The organism is Geobacillus sp. CX412 (genome assembly GCF_027942335.1).
In the GTDB taxonomy this organism is placed as follows: domain Bacteria; phylum Bacillota; class Bacilli; order Bacillales; family Anoxybacillaceae; genus Parageobacillus_B; species Parageobacillus_B toebii.
The window spans coordinates 1-21,990 of the sequence record NZ_CP103462.1 but is presented as its reverse complement, the minus strand read 5'-3'; the positions used below and the strand labels follow the sequence as shown (position 1 = coordinate 21,990).

Genomic DNA, 21,990 nt, shown 5'->3' with positions numbered 1-21,990 from the left:
GCATATATGAAAATGTGTTCATATATTCAATATAGGAGGAATATTTTATGGAAGAATCTAAACATACTACACCATCTGTTGATAAGGATTTAGACGAGGAAACCTTATTTATTGTTTCACAAACGTTTAAAGCATTAAGTGACCCGACGAGAATTAGAATCTTATATTTACTATCACAAAAGGAGTATTCAGTGAACGAAATTGCTGAAAAATTGTCGTTAGGACAATCAGCTGTGTCACATCAATTGCGCTTTCTAAAAAATTTGCGCCTTGTTAAATACCGACGCGCAGGAACGACGCTGTATTATTCTCATGACGATAAACATGTCATGAACATCCTGAAACAAACAATTGATCACGCGAGACATCATTAAAAAGGCAGGGATTTTATCATGGAGGAATATCGAATAAAAGGTTTGTCATGTGCTCATTGCGCCGCCGAAATCGAGAAGAAAATTCGGAGTTTAGAACATGGGGAATCAGCAACACTAAATTATAATACAGGAAAACTAAAAATTGATGAAAAAGTTGATTTAAAACAAGTCGAAAAAATTTTATCAGAAGACGGAGCATTTATTGAAAAAACTCAAGCTCATCATCACGAACATGAGCATTCACATCATCAAGGAGTCAATTTAAAGTTTTTACTTATTGTTTCGACTGCTTTATATTTCATAGCGTTTTTCCTTGAGAAGCAGACAAACAGTTTTCTGGTGATCGGTTTGTACTTAATTGCCATGGTTATTAGTGGATATCAGACGTTTTTGAAAGGTTTAAAAAACTTAGTTAAACTGAAATTCAACATTGATACGTTGATGACCGTGGCATTAATTGGGGCCATCTCCATAGGAGAGTGGAAGGAAGCAACGGTTGTTGCCATTCTTTTTGGATTAAATGAATATCTTGAAGGCATTGGAATGGAAAAGGCCAGAAAGTCGATGGAAAAATTGTTGGAAGTGGCTCCAAAGCAAGCGACAGTATTGAAGGATGGCATAGAGAAAGTGGTTCCTATTGAGTCCCTTCAAGTAGGAGATATTGTTTTAGTAAAACCCGGAGAAAAAATTCCTTCGGATGGAGTAGTTATGGAAGGTAAAAGCTCCGTGAATGAGGCCGCCATTACGGGGGAGTCATTACCTGTTGAAAAGGAAAGCGGAGAAACGGTATTTGGCGGAAGTATTAATAACGAAGGGATTTTGAAAATTGAGATTACAAAATCATATGAGGATTCATCATTAGCCAAAATTTTACACTTAGTCGAGGAAGCACAGGAAACAAAAACGCCAACAGAATTGTTTATCAATCGTTTTGCCAAATATTATACTCCTCTAATCATGATTGTTGCTGTTTTAGTTATGGTGGTACCTCCACTATTTTTTGGTGCCGAGTGGAACAAATGGTTTTATCAAGGTTTAGCCGTTTTGATTGTCGGGTGTCCGTGTGCATTAATTTTATCTTCACCGATTGCGATTGTTTCTGGGATTACAAGAAATGCCCGTAACGGGATTCTTGTGAAAGGGGGAGTGTTTCTTGAGCAGTTAGGAAAAATTAATACGATTGCCTTCGATAAAACGGGAACTCTTACAAAAGGAGAGCCACATGTTGAAAAAGTAACGGTTTATATAGATGATCAAGATGAGTTTTATCGGATTATCGGTTCAATTGAGAAAAATTCATCCCACCCGTTGGCCAAGGCAATTATGAAAAAAGTGGTTGAGACAGAAGTCGCTTTACATGATCCGGAGGAAATCGAAACGGTTTCTGGACAAGGGATCATCGCGCTTATTCAAGGCAAACGATATTGGGTGGGGAACGAGAAAAGTATTTCGCATTTACAAATAACGGAGAAAGTAAAAGCCGATATTGAGAAAATGAAAGAAGAAGGCTTGACGTTAGTGTTGCTTGCTGATGAACGTCAAGTGATGGGGCTAGTCGGAATTTCTGATGAAATTAGAGAAGAAAGTAAAAGCTTAATTAAGGCGCTCCATCAAGCGGGTATTCAACATACAGTGATGTTGACGGGTGACCATCAAAAAACAGCAGAGAAAGTGGCACGAAAAGTGGGAGTAACAGAGTATTACGCCAATCTGTTACCAGAAGATAAAGTGGAAAAGGTAAAAGAATTAGCGTTAAAAGGCAAAGTGGCGATGATTGGTGACGGTATCAATGATGCACCTGCTTTAGCAACAGCTGATTTGGGTATTGCAATGGGAAAAGGTACTGACAGCGCAATTGAAACGGCAGACATCGTTTTAATGCAAGACCATCTTGGAAAACTACCGAGCGCTATAAGAACTGCTAAAAAAGTAAATCGTATTATCAAACTAAATATTTCCCTTGCATTAGGTCTTAAATTATTAGCTCTATTACTGACTATTCCGGGCTTGCTTACACTCTGGATTGCTATTTTATCGGATATGGGTGCCACTATTTTAGTTACTTTAATTAGCTTAACGATTTTGTGGGAGAATAAAGAACATAATGTAATAAATTAGATAAAGAAATATACATCTAAGTTTTCGATGTATTTGATACACGCATAAAATAAAATTGCTAAAGATTAACCGTTGGTGGGAAAACGGATGAAACCAGAAAAAACGGAATCGAAAATGAAAAAGAGTATAGAACAGATTATTGAACATTTTAGAAAGAAAGGCATTCAAGTAGAGAAGGTATTATCGAGAGCGAGCATGGCAAGAAATCTTAAATGTGTTCTGTTATAAAAGTCATATGGTTCTTACGAAATTAAGTAAGAGGGGAGCGGGGCGACTCTCCCTTGTCTTCTCCACCACCTAGCACGCGGTCCTGAACTAAGTGGTTCACTAATCTTGATGAAGTTCAACATATTTCTGCATAATGCTCTTGAGTCCTCGGGATTGCCAATACGCAATTCCGAGGACTTTGTTCTGTATAAATGAGGAGTGCGTGTCTTCCGCCATGCTTTTTGGGTAAAAGCGTCATCTTTCCGTTCATATGCCCACCCAAGTTTATTGAAATAGCCCTTGGCGGCTTTGGACTTTACCTTGACGTGATCCTCTTTGTAGCCGGTTACCTATCTATGAAATGTTTTTGGCGATAAATCGAGATGCCGCGCTGTTTCAGCGATAGTGTTTCCTTCTTCTGCAACCAACTTTTATAACGTCTCTATTTGGTGTGTCTAATTTTTAGACTAACATCATTCTTGACATAAAACCACTATGAAACTCAGTATTTTTTCTAGACTAGTAATTTTCAACCCCTCGATAGAACAGGACTTTTCAAATTTTGTTTTCCTAAAATGGACTTCAAACTGTTGAACCCGGGAGAAAAAATTAATGAGACACTCGAAAATAAGAATCGTAGCTATCAGTGTTGATAACTACGATTTGATTTTAAAATAAATTTATTGGGTACTTTTCAGTTGTTTTACTGAAAAGTCGTAAAACCTTTTTGAAATGCTTATTTTATTATTCGGATATGTTTAAAAGGCCAATAAATTATGTTTGCCTGACCAACAACATCATCTATTGGAATGGCCCAATATGACGACTATCCTTACTATATCTTCTATTATCCCCCATTACAAATAAATAGCCTTCAGGAACAGTGTCTCTACCGATTGGAGTGTCCTTTAGAGTAAACGATTCCGTAAGGGGGCCACCAAACTTGTTTTGCTTTTTGTATTCATCTAGATAAGGTTCTTTATACGCTTTCCCGTTTATATATAAAATATCATTTTTATACTCGATGCGATCTCCAGGTAACCCAATTATGCGTTTTATGTAATCCTTTTTTTCTTTTGTATGGAATACAATAATATCAAACCTTTTCGGTTTTACAAAAGAATATTTTATTTTGTTTACAATCACACGATCTTGATCGTGTAGTGTAGGCATCATGGATTCTCCTTCTACTATAATCGGCGCAAATATGAAGTGCCGAACAAAAGCAGCTAATAAAATTGCAATAATGATCGCCTTCATCCATCCCCAAAACTCACTTTTCTTTTTCTCCATTATCATTATCACCCTTAAAACATTAATAATCAATTTTATTAAGGCTCCTGAATTTTATTACATATAAGTAAGTAATATTAATATTTTGATTCAACTCCACAATCTTTTTAACAAATAGTTCTTTGTCTTTTGGAGATATAAAAATACTCCTTCATTTCTCGAATTTTTTCTGGATCTTGAATCGGTTCTACGCTGTTTTGCCCTTGATGTGTCATTCCTTTTTTCTCCTCCAATTGTTTCGAGATGTTCAATAACTCCCTAAAGATACCGACTAATACGGCCAGAATACCTCCTAATAAAGTGGAGATGATGAATACAGCCTCATCAGGAATGGTTCCAAAGAGAAAACCGAAGATCGCTCCTCCTACAAGATAGAAAAGAATATCATTTTGTTTCACGATGATCACTCCAGTATATTCCATTCAACTTAACAATTTCATTCCATATGTTGCGTTCAAATTCCTTCCGAAGTTGAGAAAAATAAAACCCCTTGATATACAAGGGATTTTGCTAATTTTGTAGGATATTGACGAACGCAACATAATAGCCATTATGTGACATTAGATCAATTTAACTGGACGTATAATATACATTATATGACTAACAATTGATTCTTTTTTATGATATACTCGTCATATAATGTTATTTTTTTGACCGATTTTTTGCATTTTGAATCCTTTTAAACTCGTCGTATAAGTGAAAGGGTGGAAAAGATGTTAAATGAGTATGTTATCTACCTTCAGGAAAAAGGTGCTTCCCCAAACACGATCATCTCCTACACGAATGACTTAAATATTTTTTTTCAGGATTTACATATCCGTCCAAGCGATTACGTCACACCGGCTGACATCCGCAAATGGATTCAGCAAATGTTGAATCCGGCAGAAGGAAAACCGTTGGCCATCTCCACGATCAATCGCCGGCTTAATTCGCTGCGAAGTTTTTATGCGTGGGCGGTCAAACATCACAAGATCGAACAGAACCCAATGAGAGATATCCAGGATTTAAAATCGGCCGATGAAGAGAACGAAAAGATTATGTGGCTCACGGAAGAAGAATTCGAGGACTTGTTGCAACGGATGCGGAAAAAGCCGGTACAAAGCCGAGGTGTCGATCCTGAAGAGAAATATCGCCGGGACCGTGCGGTGGTGTACCTCCTTACCTATGCGGGATTGCGAGTAGAGGAGTTATCCAATTTAAAATTAACGGACTTAGATTTAGAAATGAAACGAATTCGGATCGTGGGAAAAGGGATGAAGGTAAGAACGGTGCCGATCTCGAATATCTTGCTGGCAGAACTAGAAGATTGGCTTAAGTTTCGTGCGGAAATGGCGAAAAGAAACCGCATGTGGCCGAATCGCCATACGTCTTTTACAGCCAGCGCTCGCCGAAGTTTTCCGTAAGAGGCATTCAGCGAATGATTGAAAGCTACAGCCTCCCTAACAAAAAGCTCACGCCCCATATGTTTCGGCATACGTTTTGTAAGTGGATGTTAAAGGCGACGAACAACGATATCGAAAAAGTACGGAGGCTTGCCGGCCACAGCAATATCGCCACGACGTCCCGATACTTAAAAGACAGCTATAGTGATTTGGCGGATGCCGTGGAGGCGTTGCCGAAATTTTAACAGAGTTTGTTGTGCTTAGGCATCACCGATAACAAACTGGATAGTTCAGTACGGCCATGGCATCTTTGAATCTTTCCTCGTGGATTGCCACGGCCTTTGGCGTTTTCTTATCCCATTAACCAGCACTTACTCCAATTAAAGACGGTCAAATCGCCGTCGTCTGCTTAATCGAGTAATTAAAAAATTTTTAACCCGTGGTGCTAGTTGAGTCTTAACGCTCAACTAGCCCAAGAACAACAAGGGAGTAAGCCAGTAAAATACCATCCAGTGCCGTTTCAAATCCAGAAACCGAGTTCGCTCGAATCTCGGTGATCCGATACGAATCGACTAAAATCGAAAACACGGTTTCCACCACTTTACGTTTTCGCTTCATCCACTGTTTCCATGCGTCCGATTGGCGAATTCGCTGATTTTTTCGAACGGGCGTCCAAAAAGCGACTCGGTGCTCTTCGTACAGCTTCTTTTGCAGCTTTTGGCTGATATACCCTTTGTCACCGAGGTTATACGGATGTGGAATTTGCGTCATGACGGTTTCAGCGGCCACCCGATCGTGACAAGACGCTTCGGTGACAACATATCCCATCGGAAGCCCTTGGTCGGTGACCTGCAGATGAAGTTTCAACCCATAGAAAGCGATCTTTTTCGAAGCACAATAGCCAATATCCGCAATTCCACGAAACCGTTTGGCGCGATACATTCGGGATGAATGACACAGCTCGATCGGCAAACTGTCCACGACCGCATACGCATGGTGTTGTCCACGCTTGGCCAGCTGGTGCCGCATCCACTTGACCGCAAAGCCAAGCGCTCGGCAGCGACGGTTGTATCGAGAACGTTCAGGGAACAAGTCCTTGGAAAACAAATTCCCGATCACAAACCGGTGCCAAGCCCGTTCGGAAGTGAAGCCTAACAACTTTCCAAGGACATGGACGGCGATGATGACCTCGTCCTTCTGTTTCAACAAATGAAGATTTCGACGTTGAAGATGAATCTGGATACTCGATAGTTGAGCTGATACAAAACACAAAATCGATACATATTGTTTTTGAAGTTTGGCTCGATCTATTGTAAAATGAAAGTGCTCTTGCATGGGACTTCTCCTTTTGGATGTTTGTTCGCACTTTCATTTTAAAGGAGATCCTCATGCAAGGGCTGTTTTTATGTCTTGAGATTTTATCTAGCACCACGGGTTAATATTATAATCATTTATTTTGCTTATATTAAAGAAGGTTGATTGATTCACATAAAATCAATGACAATGATAAAACCCCGATGATGAACAAAAACACATAAAGGCTTGTATTGTTTACTCGAAAGGATTTTTATGAAGAAAGGTGTTAAAGAAGTGAAGGAAAAAATCCGCACCGTTACAGAAGACACCAAATACATTCAGCATCATTAGCTAACAACGAACGTTTTTAGCATGGATTCGAACCGCGATTGCGATTACAGGAATCGGGTTTTTGATTATGAACTTACATATCAAATCGTCCGCCCGTCCTTTGTCAAATGCAGCGGTGCAAATAATCGGCATATTATCGGTCATTACGGGAATATGTACGATGATCTTTTCGACGATTGGATATTTTTAAAAGCAAAACAAATTATTGAACAGACATTTCGTACATCGCATCCTCTTGTTTATTTTTAGCAATGTTAATGTTACTAGTCACATTATTGTTCGGCTATTATTTTTTAATTTATAAAGTAGAATGGCTATCGCCTTGTTGATTGTAACCATTCTTATTTTTTTATAATAAGGGTATCAGTCCTTTTTCTTTGTAAAGGTGATAAGAAATTAGTTAAAATACACATATAGGTATATGAAGACAGTGTGTTTAAAAAAAGCAGCACAAGTTTTTAGATAGACCCCCATGCCGAAAAAATTCGGCGCCATCGGAAGGATGAAAATACCCTTCTGTCGAATATTTTAAGTTTATACATTTTGGAATTTGGGTATTTTCAGGATAGAATTTTTCACTATATTCAAGATGGAATTGTTGTAATGAATCATTAAGAGATATCAGTGAAATAAGCCTAGCAGCGAAACGATTAATAACGTGGAATATCGGTAATAATGTTCCGTATTGTGTAAATGTTTAGGAGTAGAATAGTGGATAATCACTTTTTAATTTGGAGAGGTAAATCAATGAGTGATGTGATAGCAATCGGCCCGTTTTTATTCCGCACCAATTGGTTAGTATGGCTGTTGTCTGGTATTAGCGGCTATGTATTTTTGCACTTCTTATTAACCGAGAGGAAAGAATACAGAGATAAAATAGAAGCTCTTTTGTCCAATGCTTTGCTTTATTATCTTGCTATTTGGAAAATCAGCCCCGCGCTATTTGATCCCTCCTTGTTTTTGAATAATCCGTTGAGCATTTTGTATTTGCCTAGTGGAAATAAGGGAGTTCTCCTGGGAATTGTAGTTGCTTCTATTTCTGTTTTCATTGGAGCATATCGTGCAAAGATCCCTATCTATGTGTTGACAAACTCACTGATAGCTTTCTATGTCATGGCTGGCTTCGTTTATTATTTGTTTCAGCGGCAGTACGGTGTTCCTATTTCACAAGATTCGTGGCATGTTGGATTGACGCATCATCCAATTCATTTGTATAAATTGCTATTGTTTTTCTTGCTTATTGTATGGGTTCTTTTACGTAAAAAACCGATAAACTTTCCCGGACATACATATTTTTTCCTTATCTTATTTAGTACGGGGCAGTTGCTCATTTCCTTTTTCGCTGGCCAACATTCATATTTCTTTGGGCTATCGAAGCTGCAGGTATGGAGCATTTCTATGCTTATGTTTGGCGTTGTTGGTAAAGTACTATTGTGGAAAAAAGAAAGAAACTAAAATCTTAAAAAAATCTTAACATAAGGAAGATATCATGAAAAAAGAATGAAACGACGGAAAGGAGTGTGCAACACAAAAATGTCTGCGTTATTTGCTTTAACAGCCGGCATGCTTTCTTTTTTCTCGCCCTGTATTTTTCCTTTAGTTCCCGCCTATGTCGCACATCTTACCGGAACATCTGTAAAAGATAACAAAATTCAAGGAAGAAAATGGGATATATTTACCCGTTCGCTAGCGTTTATTTTCGGATTTAGTATTATTTTTGTCCTGATGGGGGCCACTGCTAGCTTTATTGGGCAATTCTTTATAGAATACCGCACATTCATTGAAAAAATTAGCGGCTTATTAATCATAGTCTTTGGTCTACAGATGGCTGGAATATTTAAATTTCGGTTTTTCATGCGTGAAAAGAGATGGAGTCTCCGTAAAGAGAAAACAGAAAATATATTTAATTCTATGATTGTCGGTATGGCGTTTGCCACTGGCTGGACTCCTTGTGTTGGTTTGACTTTATCCTCCATTTTGCTTTTGGCTGGATCGACAGAAACGATGTACAATGGAATGTTCTTGCTCTGGTTTTATTCCTTAGGATTAGGAATTCCATTTCTTATCATTTCACTCGCTATTACGCGTTCTTTAAGAATAGTTAAAAATGTTAACAAATGGCTGCCGGCGTTATCAGTAATAAACGGGTGGGTCATGGTTTTACTCGGGGTTCTTCTATATACGGGACAGATGCAAAAAATAAGTGCTTTATTATCGAGTTATTCCGTCTTTTCGTACTAAGGATTGAAAAGGGGTGTTTTTTTTGAAAAAAGTGATAGCAATTATCATATTGTTCGGCTTATTGGGCTGGACTGTCTATGATACAGCCTTTAAGGGAAAATCATCTTCATCTATAGATAATAATAGTTCTTCCTATGTGGAAGGAATTAATAAGGGAAACCGTGCACCAGACTTTAAACTACAAACATTAGATGGCCAAACGGTTGCGCTGTCTGACTTTCGAGGAAAAAAAGTAATTGTCAATATGTGGGCGACGTGGTGTCCACCTTGTCGTGCAGAGATGCCGGATATGCAAAAATTTTATGAGAAATACAAAGATGAGGGGGTTGAAATATTAGCGGTAAACTTGACACAAGCCGAAAAAAACAAAGAAGACGTTGCTCGTTTTTTAAAGGACTATGGAATTACGTTTACTGTAGTTCTTGATGAAATGGGGGAAGTGTCTGAGAAGTATCAAGCTCAAGCCATTCCGACGAGTTATCTTATTGATTCGAAAGGAATCATACGCGAAAAGATTACAGGACCGATGAGCTATGATTGGATGGTAGAGAAAATTGCTTCCATGGAATAAACTCCGTTTTTTAGGGAGGAGATGGACATGAGCACTCCAATTCTAGTTGTCGAAGACGATGCGAAAATTAGGCAATTAGTAAAAATATATTTAGAAAAAGAAGGATATGAAGTATGGGAAGCGGGAGATGGAGAAATGGGAATGGATATGTTTTTAAAGCGTTTCCATTGTTTAATTATTCTGGATCTCATGCTTCCTAAAATGAATGGAATAGAGCTATGCAAACAAATTCGTCAGGACTGGAAACATGATGTTCCAATCATTATGTTAACAGCTAAAATACGGGAGGAAGATCGTGTTGCTGGGTTACAGGCGGGAGCAGACGATTATGTAATAAAGCCGTTTAGCCCAGAGAGCTTGTAGCCCGTGTGGAAGCCGTGTTGCGACGAACAGAACAACGATGCAATAAAATTTCTTATAACGGATTAACTATTAAGCTGCGCAGGGGAGAAGTTTGGTTGCATGGACGGCAAATTCACCTTACTCAATCTGAATTTCGCCTTCTTCACTTTTTCATGCAACATCCTAATCAAATTCTTTCCCGGGAACAGTTGTTAGAACAGTTGTATCCAAATGGAGAAAAATGGGTGATGGAGCGTACTATTGATGTGCATATAGGAAAATTGAGGGAAAAATTAGAAGATAACCCTTCGCAGCCAAAATGGATTCAAACGGTTCGAGGAATGGGGTATAAATTTGTTGCGTCTTAAATTAAAAACTTTGCAAGAAAAACTATATTCCCGAATTTTTTGGAAATTAATCGCGATTAATGTGTTAGTCATTGGCAGCGTTATTTGGTTGACAGGTGTTTCCGTTAATGACTTTGCTTGCTTTTTAGTGAATCAATTTAATATGGTTGGAGAAGCAAGGAAAGCCTTTTTTAACAGTACCATGGAATATTATTTAATTCGTACGAGCATCATCGCAGTAATTGTCGCGGTTGTTTTGCATTATTATTTAACAAGGAAAGTCGTGGCTCCGCTTCAGAAACTCGTCCAATCAACTAAAAAATTAACTAGCGGTCAGTATCCTCAGCTTCTCGAAGTGGCTTCGAAAGACGAAATTGGCGAACTGACGAAGAACTTTAATCAGTTGATTATCCGTTTAAAAAAGATAGAAGAAGCAAGAAAAAATATGATTAGTGATATGGCTCATGAGTTACGCACGCCTTTGACCAATCTAAATGGATATCTAGAAGGATTAAGCCAAGGCGTATTAAAAGGAGATGAATCATTGTTTCAATCACTTTACGAGGAATCTGCGCGATTAACGCGCATGGTCAATCAACTCGATCAATTAACAGAGTGGGAGTACAAACATTTACATCATTTTGAGCTAAAAGATAAAGTGGATATAAAGACGTTCATAGAAGAGTGTGTAAAATTGTTTCAGTTAGATTTGGAGCAGCGCGGCATCTCCTATATCGTTTGCATCGAAGAGGCACAAGTTCTCGTTGACCGGGATGGCCTGAAGCAAGTAATGAACAACTTAATACAAAATGCTATTCAATATAAGATAGGAGATGGGGATATTTGTATTTATGGCAGAAAAGAGGAAGGAATGTACAAGGTGACGGTGCAAGGAGAAGGAGAACCGATTCCTGAAGAGAAAAGAGAATGGTTATTTGAACGATTCTATCGAGTAGATTCAGCAAGAAGTAGAAATACCGGCGGAACGGGGTTGGGGCTATCGATTGTGAAAAAGATTATCGAACGTCATATGGGAGAAGTAGGAATGTATTCTGAAGGGAATACACATTCGTTTTGGTTTACGATACCGTTAGCTTCTAGAAAATTGGACAGCAGTAATTGAAATTAGCTTCTGTCTGTTTTTTGATCATGCATAAAACAAAAGATAAGATCCCCTCCCGCTCCTTGGCAAGTGGGAGAGGACATATTTACGGTTTTCAACCCAAAATATTTGCCTCAACATTGCTTCTGCTTGAGGAAACGGAAGCCCCAATTTCCATCCCCCCATTCCTCTAATGCCATATTGAGAAATTAATCGATATTTCGCAATAATGCTCCGGGCATCCTCAAACCATACCACATGTTTATTTCCTTTTTTATCTGTATAGAAAAAGTATGGCGATTTTGATGAGGGATCGTATATAATTGACGACCCGTGATCCATGGCAAGTTTTACAGCTTCATTTTGTGAATGGGATGTTCCTTTTGTCGCGCCGTTTCGCAAATAGATCCAATCATAAGCATACATAGCAATACCTAAAAATAGTTTCTGCTTCGGAACGGTATTTACTGCATAATTTAAAGTAGCGCGCACTTGATTAATGGGTGCGATCGGTCCAGGAGGCCCTCCAAAGCAGTGCCAATCATACGTCATGAGAAACATATAATCGACAACTTTTCCTAACGCCGCATAATCATACCCCGCAAAATGAGATGGATACCGATCTCCTTGTTTAGGAGGCACAGAAATGGAAACAGTGAATCCAGACGGTCGCAATTTATTAGCTAGTTCTTTCATAAACAGATTCAGTGCTGTCCTATCTTCGGAACGTACTTCCTCAAAATCAATATTTACCCCTTTGAAATCATTGTATCGGAGTAACCGTTCGATATTATTGATTAATTTTTTTCTTAAGGATGGATTATTCAAAATATGGTGTGCTAATTGATGATCAAATCCCTTTGCACTTAGGTTGGTAATAACGGCTACTGGTACCATATGTTGCTTTCATCCTTCAGTAATGTCCGTTATTGCTTGCAATGAACTTAAATTTCCATTCCAATCCGGATGATATTCGAATACACCGATTTGACTGACCAAGGGGCGATAATTACGTAGTAGCGATTGATCAGATTCTTTATTTTTCGGCACCATATAAGCACCTGTCATAATACGGTGTTTTTTATATTGCGGAATGTAGATCTTTGCTTCTTACTACGGAAGGGTCTTTAATACCATTGAACCGAGCTAATTGCCAAACCGAAAGAGAATGGCGGTTTGCAATCGTCCACAATGATTTTCCTCGAGAAATCGTATATGTTGTTCCTGGAATAAGAAGAGACTATCCAGGCACAATTTGATCGGTAGAAAGATCGTTCATTTTTTGAATACTGCTTACGGTTTGATTGTATTTGTTGGCGATTTTCCATAACGGTTCCCCTGCTTTGACTTCATGGATGATAAAAGAGCTGCTTGTGGACTGGGCAAAGGCCTGAGTGTGGAATTGGATAATGGCTAAACATAAAATTATAGTGGCTAGAACAATTTTGTTCATTTGAATAAAACCTCCCTTCAGAATGGTTTCCTAGGATATAATTTGTGCCATTTGTGAATGTATATTCTCCTATATCGCAGTATAACTTTCAAAACCTATGTTCTAGAGTGGTGAAAACGATTTTTATTTTTCTATGCGGCGGTTGTTTTTTAAGAAAAAAGTGCAGAGCATTTCAGTATATAAATTTGTTTATATCGTATAAAAATTCAATCTGAATTCTCGCTATTGGGGGCTTGACATGGAGCCTCTACAACCATGATTCTTTTGCAAAGCGGCCAACTGCAACAGACTTGGCAAACCCAAACATGTTACCATGGCTGCCCCTCCATGTAAAGCCTCTCAGCATAACCATTGCATAAAAATTTTGCACATTTCTGTACTTTAATGGTTCTTACGCAATCTTGGTGATAGGGAGGAACTAATTGAGAAAAATAGTGTGTAGAATTTTTAGCTTCTTATTCTCAATTATGTCGACTTTTCACCAAAAGAACGTAAGAACCACTTTAATTTTGCAATAAACAGGCGGTCAGGATATTGTCAGTTGTGTTGATGTTTTGGATAGATTAAAACATGGCAATAGGGCATGAGAGGGTATGATAAAAATCAATAAGGAAAATGTTTTGACAGATGGAGAGAAGTTAAGTAATATAAAATATACATATACACGTATATGTAATTTATATGTGTATATGTGAATGGATACACGGATAATAATGTACCCGTGTATAGGGAAATTTTTTTAATCCAAAATATAAACGAAAAAAATAAGGAGGCATCAATTATGAAAGTAGCTATTATTGCTGCAAATGGTGGTTTGTTTGATGCGTACAAAGTATTCAATATCGCGACGGCTGCGGCGGCTGTCGAGGCGGAAGTGGGAGTATTTTTCACGTTTGAAGGATTGAATTTAATCCATAAAGAGGCGCACAAACAACTTCCGATCCCAGCGGGAAAAGAACACTTCCAACAAGGATTCCAAAAAGCGAAGGTTCCGTCAATTGAAGAACTTCTCCAAATGGCGCAAGAAATGGGCGTGAAGTTGATCGCCTGCCAAATGACGATGGACGTGATGGGGCTTGAGAAAGAACAGTTTGTTGATGGAATTGAAGTCGCTGGAGCGGCCACATTTCTGCAATTTGCGAAAGACGCCGATATTACATTAGCGTTTTGATCATTAGGAGATGAATGAGAATGAAGAAAGTCACTGTCTATACGACAACGACGTGTCCGTATTGCGTGATGTTAAAAAATTTCTTGCGCGAGCAAGGCATTCCGTTTACTGAGGTGAATGTTCAACTAGATCCAGCGGCAGCGCGCAAGTTAGTTGCAACAACTGGGCAAATAGGCGTGCCACAAACGAAAATTGACGAGCAATGGGTGCTCGGGTTTGACCCGGAAACAATTATGCAATTATGGAATCGATAAAAAGAGATTTTGTCCCAAAAATAGTCTTTGACACCGCCAAGAGGATACGGCATTTTGATCATTCATCTTTTTAGAGGGAGGGTATAGTCGATGGCAAAAATCATTTCAGTTAAAGAAGTGGCCAATAAAATTATTCGCGGCGAAAAAATGTTTATCGTTGATGCCCGCAATGCAGAAGAGTTTGCTAATTGGAGAATTGAGGGAAAAAACGTAGAGGTCGTCAATATCCCATATTTTGAAATTCTCGATGGGGTGGAGCCGTTTTTAGATCGCCTGCCGAAAGATAAAAACACGACGATTTATTCGGTTTGTGCAAAAGGCGGTTCGTCGGAGTTTGTGGCGGAACAGCTCGAGCAAGCCGGATATCAAAACGTTTACTCGATTGAAGGCGGCATGAAAGCGTGGAGCGAGCATTTAGAACCAGTTAAAATTGGAGAGTTGAAAAGTGGTGGCACGCTCTATCAATTCGTTCGCCTTGGCAAAGGGTGCTTATCTTATCTTGTCGAGTCCAACGGCGAAGGGGCGCTCATTGATACAAACCGCATGACAGATGTATACGTTCGGTTTGTGAAAGAACACGGTATTACCATTAAGCATGTGATTGACACCCATCTGCATGCTGATCATATTTCTGGAGGCCGCAAGCTGGCCGAACAACTTGGAGCGACGTACTATTTGCCACCGAAAGATGCGGAAGAAGTGACGTTTTCTTACACGCCGATTCAAGATGGGGATCGCATCCAAGTTGGCAACGTGGTGATCAAGGCGTTGTATTCGCCGGGTCATACGATCGGGAGCACGTCGTTTATTGTTGATGATCAATATTTATTAACAGGGGATATTTTGTTCATTGACTCGATCGGCCGCCCAGATTTGGCCGGGAAGGCACAAGACTGGGTCAGTGATTTGCGTCAAACGTTATATAAACGCTATAAACAACTCGCTGATGACTTGGTTGTTTTGCCAGCGCACTATATGGGACCGAATGAAATGAACGAGGATGGAAGTGTGGCAGAGGCGTTAGGCGTTCTCTATAAGCAAAATCATGGTTTAAATATTGGAAGCGAGGAAGAATTCCGAAAAACGGTGACAGAGAACTTGCCGCCGCAGCCGAACGCGTACAAAGAAATTCGGCAAACGAACATGGGCAAACTTTCTCCGGACGAAGAACAGCAACGGGAAATGGAAATAGGGCCGAACCGTTGCGCTGTACGATAACCGAGCCGTTTCATAGCATATAGCAGCTAAAAAGAAAAGGGGGCTTGGTATGCAGTTGCATCGAGCCCTCTATTTTTTAAAGCCGTCTCACTTTGGATCGTTGTATAACGTTCGCGATCTTTCGTTTTCACCTTGCTTTTGATATGATTTAATGCAAGGGCAAAACACAATAGCAGGAAGGTGAACATATGGCTGGACATCGTTTTCATTATGAAAAAGCGGAAAAACTGCTCGATCCAAAACGAAAGGAATGGATTTCTCCCGAACAAGTGATTTCTGTCTTATCTGTTCAACGGGACGATGTGATCGCTGATCTTGGAGCAGGGAACGGCTATTTTACCATACCGCTTGCTAAGGAAACAAATGAGAAAGTACATGCTGTCGATGTACAACCGGAAATGATCCAACTGCTAAAACAGCGCGCGGAACAAATGGCGATTACTAATATTGAGTATCAGGTCGCGGATGTCAGCTCTACTGCCCTTCCATCTCATTCTATTGATAAAGGTTTAATGGCATTCGTGTTTCATGAGGTTGAGCCAAAAGATGCTGTGATGGATGAAATTCGCCGCATTATGAAGCCAAACGGACAGTTTTTGTTCATTGAATGGGAAGTGATTAACAGTGAAATGGGACCGCCTGTGCACGAACGAATCGCTTCAAGTAACTTGCTTGCCAAAAACCGCTTAAAACGAATCGAAGGACAAATTAAAGGGGTTCTTGGTATGATGGAGCAAGGAAAAGATTGTAAAAGCGTCGTTGCCCAACTGTCGGCAGCGCGCAATGCGATTGATCGCGCCATTGCGGTGATCGCCAGCTCTAATTTGGAACATTGTCTTCGTGAAAGTTTGGAAAAAGGCGAGAAAACGGATCATCTTGTGAAAGAAGCAGTGGAATTGCTCATAAAAAGTCGCTAAAATCGTCGCGTCAACAAGTATAAAAGGTGTTGACAACACTCTTTTTATTAATAATTAATATACCCATAGGAGTAATAGTAAATCAAGGAGGTTATCAAAAATGAATGTAGCAAAAGTATTGGATGCGAAAGGATTGTCTTGCCCGATGCCGGTCGTTAAAGCAAAAAAAGCGATGGATGAATTAACGTCTGGTCAAGTATTGGAAGTCCAAACAACCGATAAAGGGGCAAAAAGCGACTTGCCGGCGTGGGCGCAGGCAAGCGGCCATAAAGTGATCGATATTAAAGAAGAAAATGGCATTCTAACTTTCTGGATCGAAAAAGGATAATACGATCGCTTACTGTACACTTGCATATGATTCATGGAGGGGGGCGAAAGATGTCGCAACAAAAGAAAAAAACGACAATCATTTTGTTTAGCGGCGATTACGATAAGGCAATGGCGGCGTACATCATCGCCAACGGCGCCGCTGCTTACGATCATGATGTAACGATTTTCCATACGTTCTGGGGGCTGAACGCATTGCGTAAAGACGCCCACGCTCCAGTCCAAAAAGGATTTTTAGAAAAAATGTTTGCGAAAATGATGCCTCGCGGCGCCGACCGCATGGGCTTGTCGCGAATGAATTTTGCGGGCATCGGCCCGAAATTGATTAAACATGTCATCAAAAAACACAATGCCATGCCCCTTCCGCAACTCATTGACATGGCGAAAGAGCAAGGGGTGAAGCTCGTAGCCTGTCAAATGACAGTCGATCTTTTAGGATTGAAGCCGGAAGAACTGATCGATGGAATTGAATTTGCAGGAGTGGCCGCGTATTTAGCCGATGCTTCTGAAGGAAATGTAAATTTGTTTATTTAAATGAGGGGACATCGACATGGTCCAAACAATTGTTAACATCGTTTTATTCATTCTCATTATATGGTTTATCACAAGCAGAGTGTTGCCGCCGAAGGGAGTGCGGATGATCACCCCGACGGAACTGAAGCAGCAACTGCGGAAAAAAGATGTGCAATATGTTGACGTCCGCACACCGATGGAGTTTCGAGCTCACCATTTGCCGGGATTTAAAAATATCCCACTGAATGAACTTCCTTCTCGGGTACATGAGCTGTCAAAAGAAAAAGAAGTAATCGTCATTTGCCAAAGTGGTATGCGAAGCATGAAAGCGAGCAAACTATTAAAGAAAATGGGTTTCCGACATGTGACAAATGTGAAAGGCGGAATCAATGCATGGGTGTAAAGGAGGGGGAACGAGATGAAGACGATCACAGCAAAAGAAGTGGAAACGTTGCTTCGTGAGGGAAAGCCGCTGAATATTGTCGATGTGCGTGAAGCGGATGAAGTCGCGGCTGGAAAAATCCCAGGGGCTATGCATATTCCGCTTGGGCTCATTGAATTCCGAATGGATGAGCTTGATAAAAATAAAGAGTATATTCTTGTCTGCCGTTCCGGCGGGCGAAGCGGACGGGCGGCAGAACTTCTTGAAAAACATGGATATCGCGTTGTCAATATGACTGGCGGCATGTTGGACTGGGAAGGACCTGTGGAATAAATAAAACGGCAAAAGGAGGAATGCAGCATGATTCGTGTAGATATGACAGTCGATGCAAAGGGATTATCTTGTCCAATGCCAATTGTAAAAACAAAAAAAGCGATCAATGACTTGCAACCGGGACAAGTGCTTGAAGTACAGGCAACCGATAAAGGTTCGAAAGCCGATATCAAAGCATGGGCGGAAAGTACCGGCCATCAATACTTAGGAACGATTGAAGAAGGAAACGTGTTAAAACATTATATTCGTAAAGCAAGTGACCATGAGACAAAAAGCGAAGCAACATATTCTCATGTAATTTCCAATGAACAGCTGGCGGAAAAAATAAATGATGATTCTGTGGTCATTATAGATGTCCGCGAGCCGGCGGAGTATGCGTTCGGACATATACCAGGCGCTATTTCGATTCCGCTTGGAGAATTAGAAGATCGCATTAATGAGTTGCCGAAGGATAAAACGATTTATGTTGTTTGCCGTACTGGCACGCGCAGCGATTTAGCGGCACAAAAATTAACAGAAAAAGGATTTACTAATGTATGGAATGTTGTTCCAGGCATGTCCCAATGGAACGGGCCGCTCGATACAGCTCAATCCTGATTGAGCGGTTTTTTAAAAACAAAAATATACTATAGGGGGGTATAAAAATGGCGGTAAAAGAAATGACGGTGCAAACATTAACAGAAAAGTTCCATGAGCAACGCTTGCTCTCCACCCGGGATGAAAATGGCCACTCCAAAGGCGCGCATTTTCACGGAAAAAGTATTAAATAAAGAACATCTCGTTATTTTTGACGTACGTAACGAAAGCGATTTTCATGATTGGAAAATTGAAGGGGAGAACTTTGAATATATTAATGTTCCATACTTTGAGTTGATTGATGGTGTCAATTCGGTAATCGACCGCCTTCCAAAAGAAAAAGAGGTTGTCGTCGTTTGTGCCAAAGGCGGTTCAGCGGCGTTTGTTGCAGAACAATTAGTAGAAGCAGGATTTGACAATATTTATACGCTCGTTGGCGGCATGAAAGCGTGGAGTGAACATCTTCATAAAGCAAAAGTATATGAAGATGACAAGATGAAAGTATATCAATTCATTCGTGTCGGAAAAGGATGTCTCTCTTATATGGTGATTTCCGGAAAAGAAGCGCTTGTCGTGGACCCGTCGCGGTTTATTGATGTATATGAACAAGTCGCAAAAGAAGAAGGAGTAGCGATTACGCATATCGTCGATTCCCACTTGCACGCCGACCATATTTCCGGCGGAAAAGCGCTAGCGGAACGGACAGGAGCGACATACTATTTGATGAAAAGCGAAGGAGCGGTGTTTGATTTCGAACCGCTGGAAAAACATGACCGCATTGATTTTGCGCAAGTGCAATTAGAAGTATTAGCGGTGAAAACGCCAGGGCATACGCCGGGAAGTGTTTCCTTCTTCGTGAATAATCAATTGCTTTTCTCTGGAGATACAATTTTTGTCGGCGGACTCGGACGCCCGGATTTAGGCGGAAAAGCGGCGGAATGGGCCGCGGATTTGTATGACACGGTATACGAAAAAGTAGCCGCGATTGCGGATGATGTAATCGTTCTGCCTGCCCATTACGCTAATTTGGATGAAGAAATGAGCAAAGCGAGATATATCGGCGATACATTAGGCAACATTCGCGCCCGCAACGACATGATGCGGTATAAGCAAAAACAAGAATTTATCGATATTGTCGTTCAAAACGCGAATACAGAGACACCGCCAAACTTTGAAGATATCGTAGCGATTAACCGCGGGCTAAAAGCGGTCGACATCGAACAGCAGCAAGAACTCGAAATCGGCCCAAACCGTTGTGCGCTGCATCATACTCGTTAATTGAGGAGTGAGAAAATGAATGCAAATAAGATCATAGATACAAAAGGATTATCTTGTGCCATGATCGTTGTGAAAGCAAAAAAGGCTATCGATGACTTACCGCCCGGCCAAATACTTGAAATCGAAACAACGGATCAAGGAGCAAAAAATGATCTAACCGCTTGGATAAACGTAAGCGGTCATGAGTTAGTCGATTATAAAGAAGAAAACGGTGTATGGAAATTTTGGATAAAAAGAAAATAATCATTCGGGGGACATTAAGTGCCCCCTATTTTTCACAACGTCAAAAGGAGTGACGTGTTGATGGAAGTGACGCTGAATTTCATCATCGTGATTTTTCTCATAGGTTTTATCGGTTCATTCATTTCTGGAATGGTTGGCATTGGCGGGTCCATTATTAAATATCCAATGCTTCTCTATCTTCCACCGCTATTTGGTCTTGCCGCGTTTAGCGCCCATGAAGTATCGGGCATTAGCGCCGTGCAAGTTTTTTTCGCCACGATTGGTGGTGTATGGGCATATCGAAAAGGCGGTTATTTAAATAAAACGTTAATTCTTTATATGGGGATTAGTATTTTAATCGGCAGTTTCATCGGCGGCTACGGCTCCAAACTGATGAGCGAAGGAACGATTAACGTCGTTTACGGTATTTTGGCGACTTTGGCAGCCATCATAATGTTTGTACCGAAAAAAGGGATTGATGATATTCCGTTGGACAAAGTGATCTTTAACAAATGGCTGGCCGCCGCATTGGCATTTCTGATCGGAATTGGCTCCGGGATTGTCGGGGCGGCGGGGGCGTTCCTTCTCGTTCCTGTGATGCTCGTGATTCTGAAAATTCCTACTAGAATGACGATTGCCACTTCATTGGCTGTCACCTTTATTTCTTCCATTGGCTCGACATTTGGCAAAATCACCACTGGTCAGGTCGATTACATCCCTGCCCTCATTATGGTGGTTGCCAGTTTGATTGCCTCACCGCTAGGGGCAAAAGCAGGACAAAAAATGAATACAAAAGTACTCCAAGTCATTTTAGCCGTTTTAATTTTGGCAACGGCGGTGAAAATTTGGGTCGATATTTTGTAGATGAATTCTTTAGATAAAGCAACCGCAGCGCGGTGCACTATAATTGAAGATTCTTTGCCTACTGAATACTAAGTTTTTGCTCTGCATATAACTAAGCTGACTGATGCCTGCTATATGATGAAGAAAGGTGGTTAAACGAATATGTTCCATTATACGGTCGAGAATCAACGGGCCATGGGACAAATCACCTTGCCAGAGCTCATTGATCTGATCGTACGCGAATCGTTTTCGTTCAGGAATCGGTAAAATTTCTTTCCCCACGAGGTTGTATTTTTTTAAAAGTCGGTATATAGTGAAATAAGAGATGGATTGGATTTCCCCCTGCTCGATAAGGTGTTGGTAAAACACCGTCACGGGCATGTGGGGGTGTTTTTTTTCTCAGGGCTAAAATGTGATCCTCTTCTTCAGGTGACAGCCTCCGGGAATGGCCACGGTCCGACCGTCGTTTCGGCTTCAGTGCCTCAAAGCCCCCTTTTTTGTACTGCGTGCACCAGTCGAGGATCGTTTTGGCGGCGATGCGTTTCTCTCCATGGTGGGGAACTTGATGGATCCGTTCCGCTACTTCCTTCAAGTACGTTTTTGGATCGACTTGTCCATTCACCAATGGAGCGATCAATCCATACCGAAATAAAGCGATCTCCTGTCTCATCGACTCATTCATTTCGATCTCCTCCTTCGTTCATCCCATTCTAGGACCTTATCGGTCCATCCTGTCTCTATCCTATCGGATCATTCCCCCGACCGTCGAGAGGAAAGGTTTGTGGAATCTATAAATGATTCCATATAAGGGGATATAAGTAAAATCAGGAACTGAATGTACGTGCAAAAAGATGCGTCGATCGGTGCTCCCATATCTCT

General features: G+C 40.5%; 26 protein-coding genes and 4 pseudogenes. 24 read left to right on the top strand and 6 right to left on the bottom strand.

The window, feature by feature from the left end; all coding sequences use genetic code 11:
- Positions 1-47 precede the first annotated feature (47 nt).
- Positions 48-374, top strand: coding sequence for an ArsR/SmtB family transcription factor (locus tag NXM86_RS18170; protein WP_042410013.1), 327 nt, complete (start codon positions 48-50; stop codon positions 372-374).
- An 18-nt stretch (positions 375-392) separates the two neighbouring features.
- Complete coding sequence (locus tag NXM86_RS18165; RefSeq protein ID WP_042410014.1) at positions 393-2,492, top strand: heavy metal translocating P-type ATPase; 2,100 nt, start codon at positions 393-395, stop codon at positions 2,490-2,492.
- Positions 2,493-3,435: 943 nt separating this feature from the next.
- Here NXM86_RS18165 and lepB read toward each other — a convergent pair.
- Positions 3,436-3,992, bottom strand: a pseudogene (lepB, locus tag NXM86_RS18160) (signal peptidase I).
- A gap of 107 nt (positions 3,993-4,099) precedes the next feature.
- Positions 4,100-4,390: a hypothetical protein gene (locus tag NXM86_RS18155; protein ID WP_042410031.1), complete on the bottom strand. Its 291-nt coding sequence runs from the start codon at positions 4,388-4,390 to the stop codon at positions 4,100-4,102.
- A 315-nt stretch (positions 4,391-4,705) separates the two neighbouring features.
- Here NXM86_RS18155 and NXM86_RS18150 point away from each other — a divergent pair.
- Positions 4,706-5,619, top strand: a pseudogene (locus NXM86_RS18150) (tyrosine-type recombinase/integrase).
- A gap of 211 nt (positions 5,620-5,830) precedes the next feature.
- Here NXM86_RS18150 and NXM86_RS18145 read toward each other — a convergent pair.
- Positions 5,831-6,709, bottom strand: a complete 879-nt coding sequence (locus NXM86_RS18145) for an IS982-like element ISGth1 family transposase (RefSeq protein ID WP_498959096.1) — start codon at positions 6,707-6,709, stop codon at positions 5,831-5,833.
- 379 nt (positions 6,710-7,088) lie between these two features.
- Between NXM86_RS18145 and NXM86_RS18140 the strand changes: the two genes are divergently transcribed.
- The 7 genes from NXM86_RS18140 (at position 7,089) to NXM86_RS18110 (ending at position 11,645) form a co-directional block, all read left to right on the top strand.
- Positions 7,089-7,211: a hypothetical protein gene (locus NXM86_RS18140; protein WP_244910497.1), complete on the top strand. Its 123-nt coding sequence runs from the start codon at positions 7,089-7,091 to the stop codon at positions 7,209-7,211.
- A gap of 557 nt (positions 7,212-7,768) precedes the next feature.
- Positions 7,769-8,476: a hypothetical protein gene (locus NXM86_RS18135; RefSeq protein ID WP_108897608.1), complete on the top strand. Its 708-nt coding sequence runs from the start codon at positions 7,769-7,771 to the stop codon at positions 8,474-8,476.
- 78 nt (positions 8,477-8,554) lie between these two features.
- A complete protein-coding gene (locus NXM86_RS18130; protein WP_108897609.1) occupies positions 8,555-9,262 on the top strand; it encodes a cytochrome c biogenesis CcdA family protein in 708 nt (235 codons plus the stop codon).
- A gap of 31 nt (positions 9,263-9,293) precedes the next feature.
- Positions 9,294-9,833, top strand: a complete 540-nt coding sequence (locus NXM86_RS18125) for a TlpA disulfide reductase family protein (RefSeq protein WP_333723906.1) — start codon at positions 9,294-9,296, stop codon at positions 9,831-9,833.
- A gap of 27 nt (positions 9,834-9,860) precedes the next feature.
- Entirely contained in the window at positions 9,861-10,196 is a 336-nt protein-coding gene (locus tag NXM86_RS18120; protein WP_498959093.1) for a response regulator transcription factor, read from the top strand.
- A 17-nt stretch (positions 10,197-10,213) separates the two neighbouring features.
- The gene (locus NXM86_RS18115) at positions 10,214-10,543 is read left to right on the top strand and encodes a winged helix-turn-helix domain-containing protein (protein ID WP_498959092.1); all 330 of its coding nucleotides are present in this window, start codon (positions 10,214-10,216) and stop codon (positions 10,541-10,543) included.
- Positions 10,533-11,645 (top strand): sensor histidine kinase, encoded by a 1,113-nt coding sequence (locus tag NXM86_RS18110; protein ID WP_498959090.1) that lies wholly within the window; start codon positions 10,533-10,535, stop codon positions 11,643-11,645. Before NXM86_RS18115 ends, NXM86_RS18110 begins: the two co-directional genes overlap by 11 nt.
- Positions 11,646-11,669: 24 nt before the next feature.
- Here the strand turns inward: NXM86_RS18110 and NXM86_RS18105 are convergent, their stop codons facing one another.
- Together NXM86_RS18105 and NXM86_RS18100 are read right to left on the bottom strand one after the other, a co-directional pair.
- Entirely contained in the window at positions 11,670-12,521 is an 852-nt protein-coding gene (locus tag NXM86_RS18105) for a glycosyl hydrolase family 18 protein (RefSeq protein ID WP_108897613.1), read from the bottom strand.
- 343 nt (positions 12,522-12,864) lie between these two features.
- Complete coding sequence (locus NXM86_RS18100; protein ID WP_270897437.1) at positions 12,865-13,077, bottom strand: LysM peptidoglycan-binding domain-containing protein; 213 nt, start codon at positions 13,075-13,077, stop codon at positions 12,865-12,867.
- 781 nt (positions 13,078-13,858) lie between these two features.
- Here NXM86_RS18100 and NXM86_RS18095 point away from each other — a divergent pair.
- The 14 genes and pseudogenes from NXM86_RS18095 to NXM86_RS18030 all read left to right on the top strand — a co-directional run bounded on the left by NXM86_RS18095 (position 13,859) and on the right by NXM86_RS18030 (position 21,132).
- Positions 13,859-14,248: a DsrE/DsrF/DrsH-like family protein gene (locus NXM86_RS18095; protein ID WP_108897616.1), complete on the top strand. Its 390-nt coding sequence runs from the start codon at positions 13,859-13,861 to the stop codon at positions 14,246-14,248.
- A 20-nt stretch (positions 14,249-14,268) separates the two neighbouring features.
- The gene (locus NXM86_RS18090; protein ID WP_108897617.1) at positions 14,269-14,502 is read left to right on the top strand and encodes a glutaredoxin family protein; all 234 of its coding nucleotides are present in this window, start codon (positions 14,269-14,271) and stop codon (positions 14,500-14,502) included.
- Between the two features lie 90 nt (positions 14,503-14,592).
- Entirely contained in the window at positions 14,593-15,720 is a 1,128-nt protein-coding gene (locus NXM86_RS18085; protein ID WP_498959088.1) for an MBL fold metallo-hydrolase, read from the top strand.
- Positions 15,721-15,908: 188 nt separating this feature from the next.
- Positions 15,909-16,397, top strand: a pseudogene (locus NXM86_RS18080) (class I SAM-dependent methyltransferase); the annotation flags it as partial.
- Positions 16,389-16,637, top strand: coding sequence for a metal-sensitive transcriptional regulator (locus NXM86_RS18075; RefSeq protein ID WP_498959113.1), 249 nt, complete (start codon positions 16,389-16,391; stop codon positions 16,635-16,637). The pseudogene NXM86_RS18080 and the gene NXM86_RS18075, both read left to right, overlap by 9 nt.
- A 100-nt stretch (positions 16,638-16,737) precedes the next feature.
- Positions 16,738-16,965 carry a sulfurtransferase TusA family protein gene (locus tag NXM86_RS18070; protein ID WP_108897621.1) on the top strand — a complete coding sequence of 76 codons (228 nt, stop codon included), beginning with the start codon at positions 16,738-16,740 and terminating at the stop codon, positions 16,963-16,965.
- Between the two features lie 50 nt (positions 16,966-17,015).
- On the top strand, positions 17,016-17,498 hold the full coding sequence (locus NXM86_RS18065; RefSeq protein WP_094245781.1) for a DsrE/DsrF/DrsH-like family protein: 483 nt from the start codon (positions 17,016-17,018) through the stop codon (positions 17,496-17,498).
- Between the two features lie 16 nt (positions 17,499-17,514).
- Positions 17,515-17,880, top strand: a complete 366-nt coding sequence (locus tag NXM86_RS18060; RefSeq protein WP_094245782.1) for a rhodanese-like domain-containing protein — start codon at positions 17,515-17,517, stop codon at positions 17,878-17,880.
- A gap of 15 nt (positions 17,881-17,895) precedes the next feature.
- On the top strand, positions 17,896-18,192 hold the full coding sequence (locus tag NXM86_RS18055) for a rhodanese-like domain-containing protein (protein ID WP_498959087.1): 297 nt from the start codon (positions 17,896-17,898) through the stop codon (positions 18,190-18,192).
- A gap of 27 nt (positions 18,193-18,219) precedes the next feature.
- Positions 18,220-18,789, top strand: a complete 570-nt coding sequence (locus tag NXM86_RS18050) for a sulfurtransferase TusA family protein (RefSeq protein WP_498959086.1) — start codon at positions 18,220-18,222, stop codon at positions 18,787-18,789.
- A gap of 47 nt (positions 18,790-18,836) precedes the next feature.
- Positions 18,837-18,962, top strand: coding sequence for a hypothetical protein (locus NXM86_RS18045; protein WP_498959085.1), 126 nt, complete (start codon positions 18,837-18,839; stop codon positions 18,960-18,962).
- Positions 18,916-20,046: an MBL fold metallo-hydrolase gene (locus NXM86_RS18040; RefSeq protein ID WP_498959084.1), complete on the top strand. Its 1,131-nt coding sequence runs from the start codon at positions 18,916-18,918 to the stop codon at positions 20,044-20,046. The genes NXM86_RS18045 and NXM86_RS18040 overlap by 47 nt, the downstream gene beginning before the upstream one ends.
- Before the next feature lie 15 nt (positions 20,047-20,061).
- The gene (locus NXM86_RS18035) at positions 20,062-20,289 is read left to right on the top strand and encodes a sulfurtransferase TusA family protein (RefSeq protein ID WP_108897626.1); all 228 of its coding nucleotides are present in this window, start codon (positions 20,062-20,064) and stop codon (positions 20,287-20,289) included.
- A gap of 60 nt (positions 20,290-20,349) precedes the next feature.
- Entirely contained in the window at positions 20,350-21,132 is a 783-nt protein-coding gene (locus NXM86_RS18030; protein ID WP_498959083.1) for a sulfite exporter TauE/SafE family protein, read from the top strand.
- 162 nt (positions 21,133-21,294) lie between these two features.
- Here NXM86_RS18030 and NXM86_RS18025 read toward each other — a convergent pair.
- Positions 21,295-21,793: pseudogene (locus NXM86_RS18025) on the bottom strand (helix-turn-helix domain-containing protein); the annotation flags it as partial.
- Positions 21,794-21,990: the final 197 nt, after the last annotated feature.

Excerpts from the sequence above, each read along its gene's own strand:
- NXM86_RS18170 (WP_042410013.1), top strand. The coding sequence starts at position 48 with ATGGAAGAATCTAAACATACTACACCATCTGTTGATAAGGATTTAGAC.
- NXM86_RS18165 (WP_042410014.1), top strand. The coding sequence starts at position 393 with ATGGAGGAATATCGAATAAAAGGTTTGTCATGTGCTCATTGCGCCGCC.
- NXM86_RS18145 (WP_498959096.1), bottom strand. The coding sequence starts at position 6,709 with ATGCAAGAGCACTTTCATTTTACAATAGATCGAGCCAAACTTCAAAAA.
- NXM86_RS18140 (WP_244910497.1), top strand. The coding sequence starts at position 7,089 with ATGAACTTACATATCAAATCGTCCGCCCGTCCTTTGTCAAATGCAGCG.
- NXM86_RS18135 (WP_108897608.1), top strand. The coding sequence starts at position 7,769 with ATGAGTGATGTGATAGCAATCGGCCCGTTTTTATTCCGCACCAATTGG.
- NXM86_RS18130 (WP_108897609.1), top strand. The coding sequence starts at position 8,555 with ATGTCTGCGTTATTTGCTTTAACAGCCGGCATGCTTTCTTTTTTCTCG.
- NXM86_RS18120 (WP_498959093.1), top strand. The coding sequence starts at position 9,861 with ATGAGCACTCCAATTCTAGTTGTCGAAGACGATGCGAAAATTAGGCAA.
- NXM86_RS18105 (WP_108897613.1), bottom strand. The coding sequence starts at position 12,521 with ATGGTACCAGTAGCCGTTATTACCAACCTAAGTGCAAAGGGATTTGAT.
- NXM86_RS18100 (WP_270897437.1), bottom strand. The coding sequence starts at position 13,077 with ATGAACAAAATTGTTCTAGCCACTATAATTTTATGTTTAGCCATTATC.
- NXM86_RS18095 (WP_108897616.1), top strand. The coding sequence starts at position 13,859 with ATGAAAGTAGCTATTATTGCTGCAAATGGTGGTTTGTTTGATGCGTAC.
- NXM86_RS18090 (WP_108897617.1), top strand. The coding sequence starts at position 14,269 with ATGAAGAAAGTCACTGTCTATACGACAACGACGTGTCCGTATTGCGTG.
- NXM86_RS18085 (WP_498959088.1), top strand. The coding sequence starts at position 14,593 with ATGGCAAAAATCATTTCAGTTAAAGAAGTGGCCAATAAAATTATTCGC.
- NXM86_RS18070 (WP_108897621.1), top strand. The coding sequence starts at position 16,738 with ATGAATGTAGCAAAAGTATTGGATGCGAAAGGATTGTCTTGCCCGATG.
- NXM86_RS18065 (WP_094245781.1), top strand. The coding sequence starts at position 17,016 with ATGTCGCAACAAAAGAAAAAAACGACAATCATTTTGTTTAGCGGCGAT.
- NXM86_RS18060 (WP_094245782.1), top strand. The coding sequence starts at position 17,515 with ATGGTCCAAACAATTGTTAACATCGTTTTATTCATTCTCATTATATGG.
- NXM86_RS18055 (WP_498959087.1), top strand. The coding sequence starts at position 17,896 with ATGAAGACGATCACAGCAAAAGAAGTGGAAACGTTGCTTCGTGAGGGA.
- NXM86_RS18050 (WP_498959086.1), top strand. The coding sequence starts at position 18,220 with ATGATTCGTGTAGATATGACAGTCGATGCAAAGGGATTATCTTGTCCA.
- NXM86_RS18045 (WP_498959085.1), top strand. The coding sequence starts at position 18,837 with ATGGCGGTAAAAGAAATGACGGTGCAAACATTAACAGAAAAGTTCCAT.
- NXM86_RS18040 (WP_498959084.1), top strand. The coding sequence starts at position 18,916 with ATGGCCACTCCAAAGGCGCGCATTTTCACGGAAAAAGTATTAAATAAA.
- NXM86_RS18035 (WP_108897626.1), top strand. The coding sequence starts at position 20,062 with ATGAATGCAAATAAGATCATAGATACAAAAGGATTATCTTGTGCCATG.
- NXM86_RS18030 (WP_498959083.1), top strand. The coding sequence starts at position 20,350 with ATGGAAGTGACGCTGAATTTCATCATCGTGATTTTTCTCATAGGTTTT.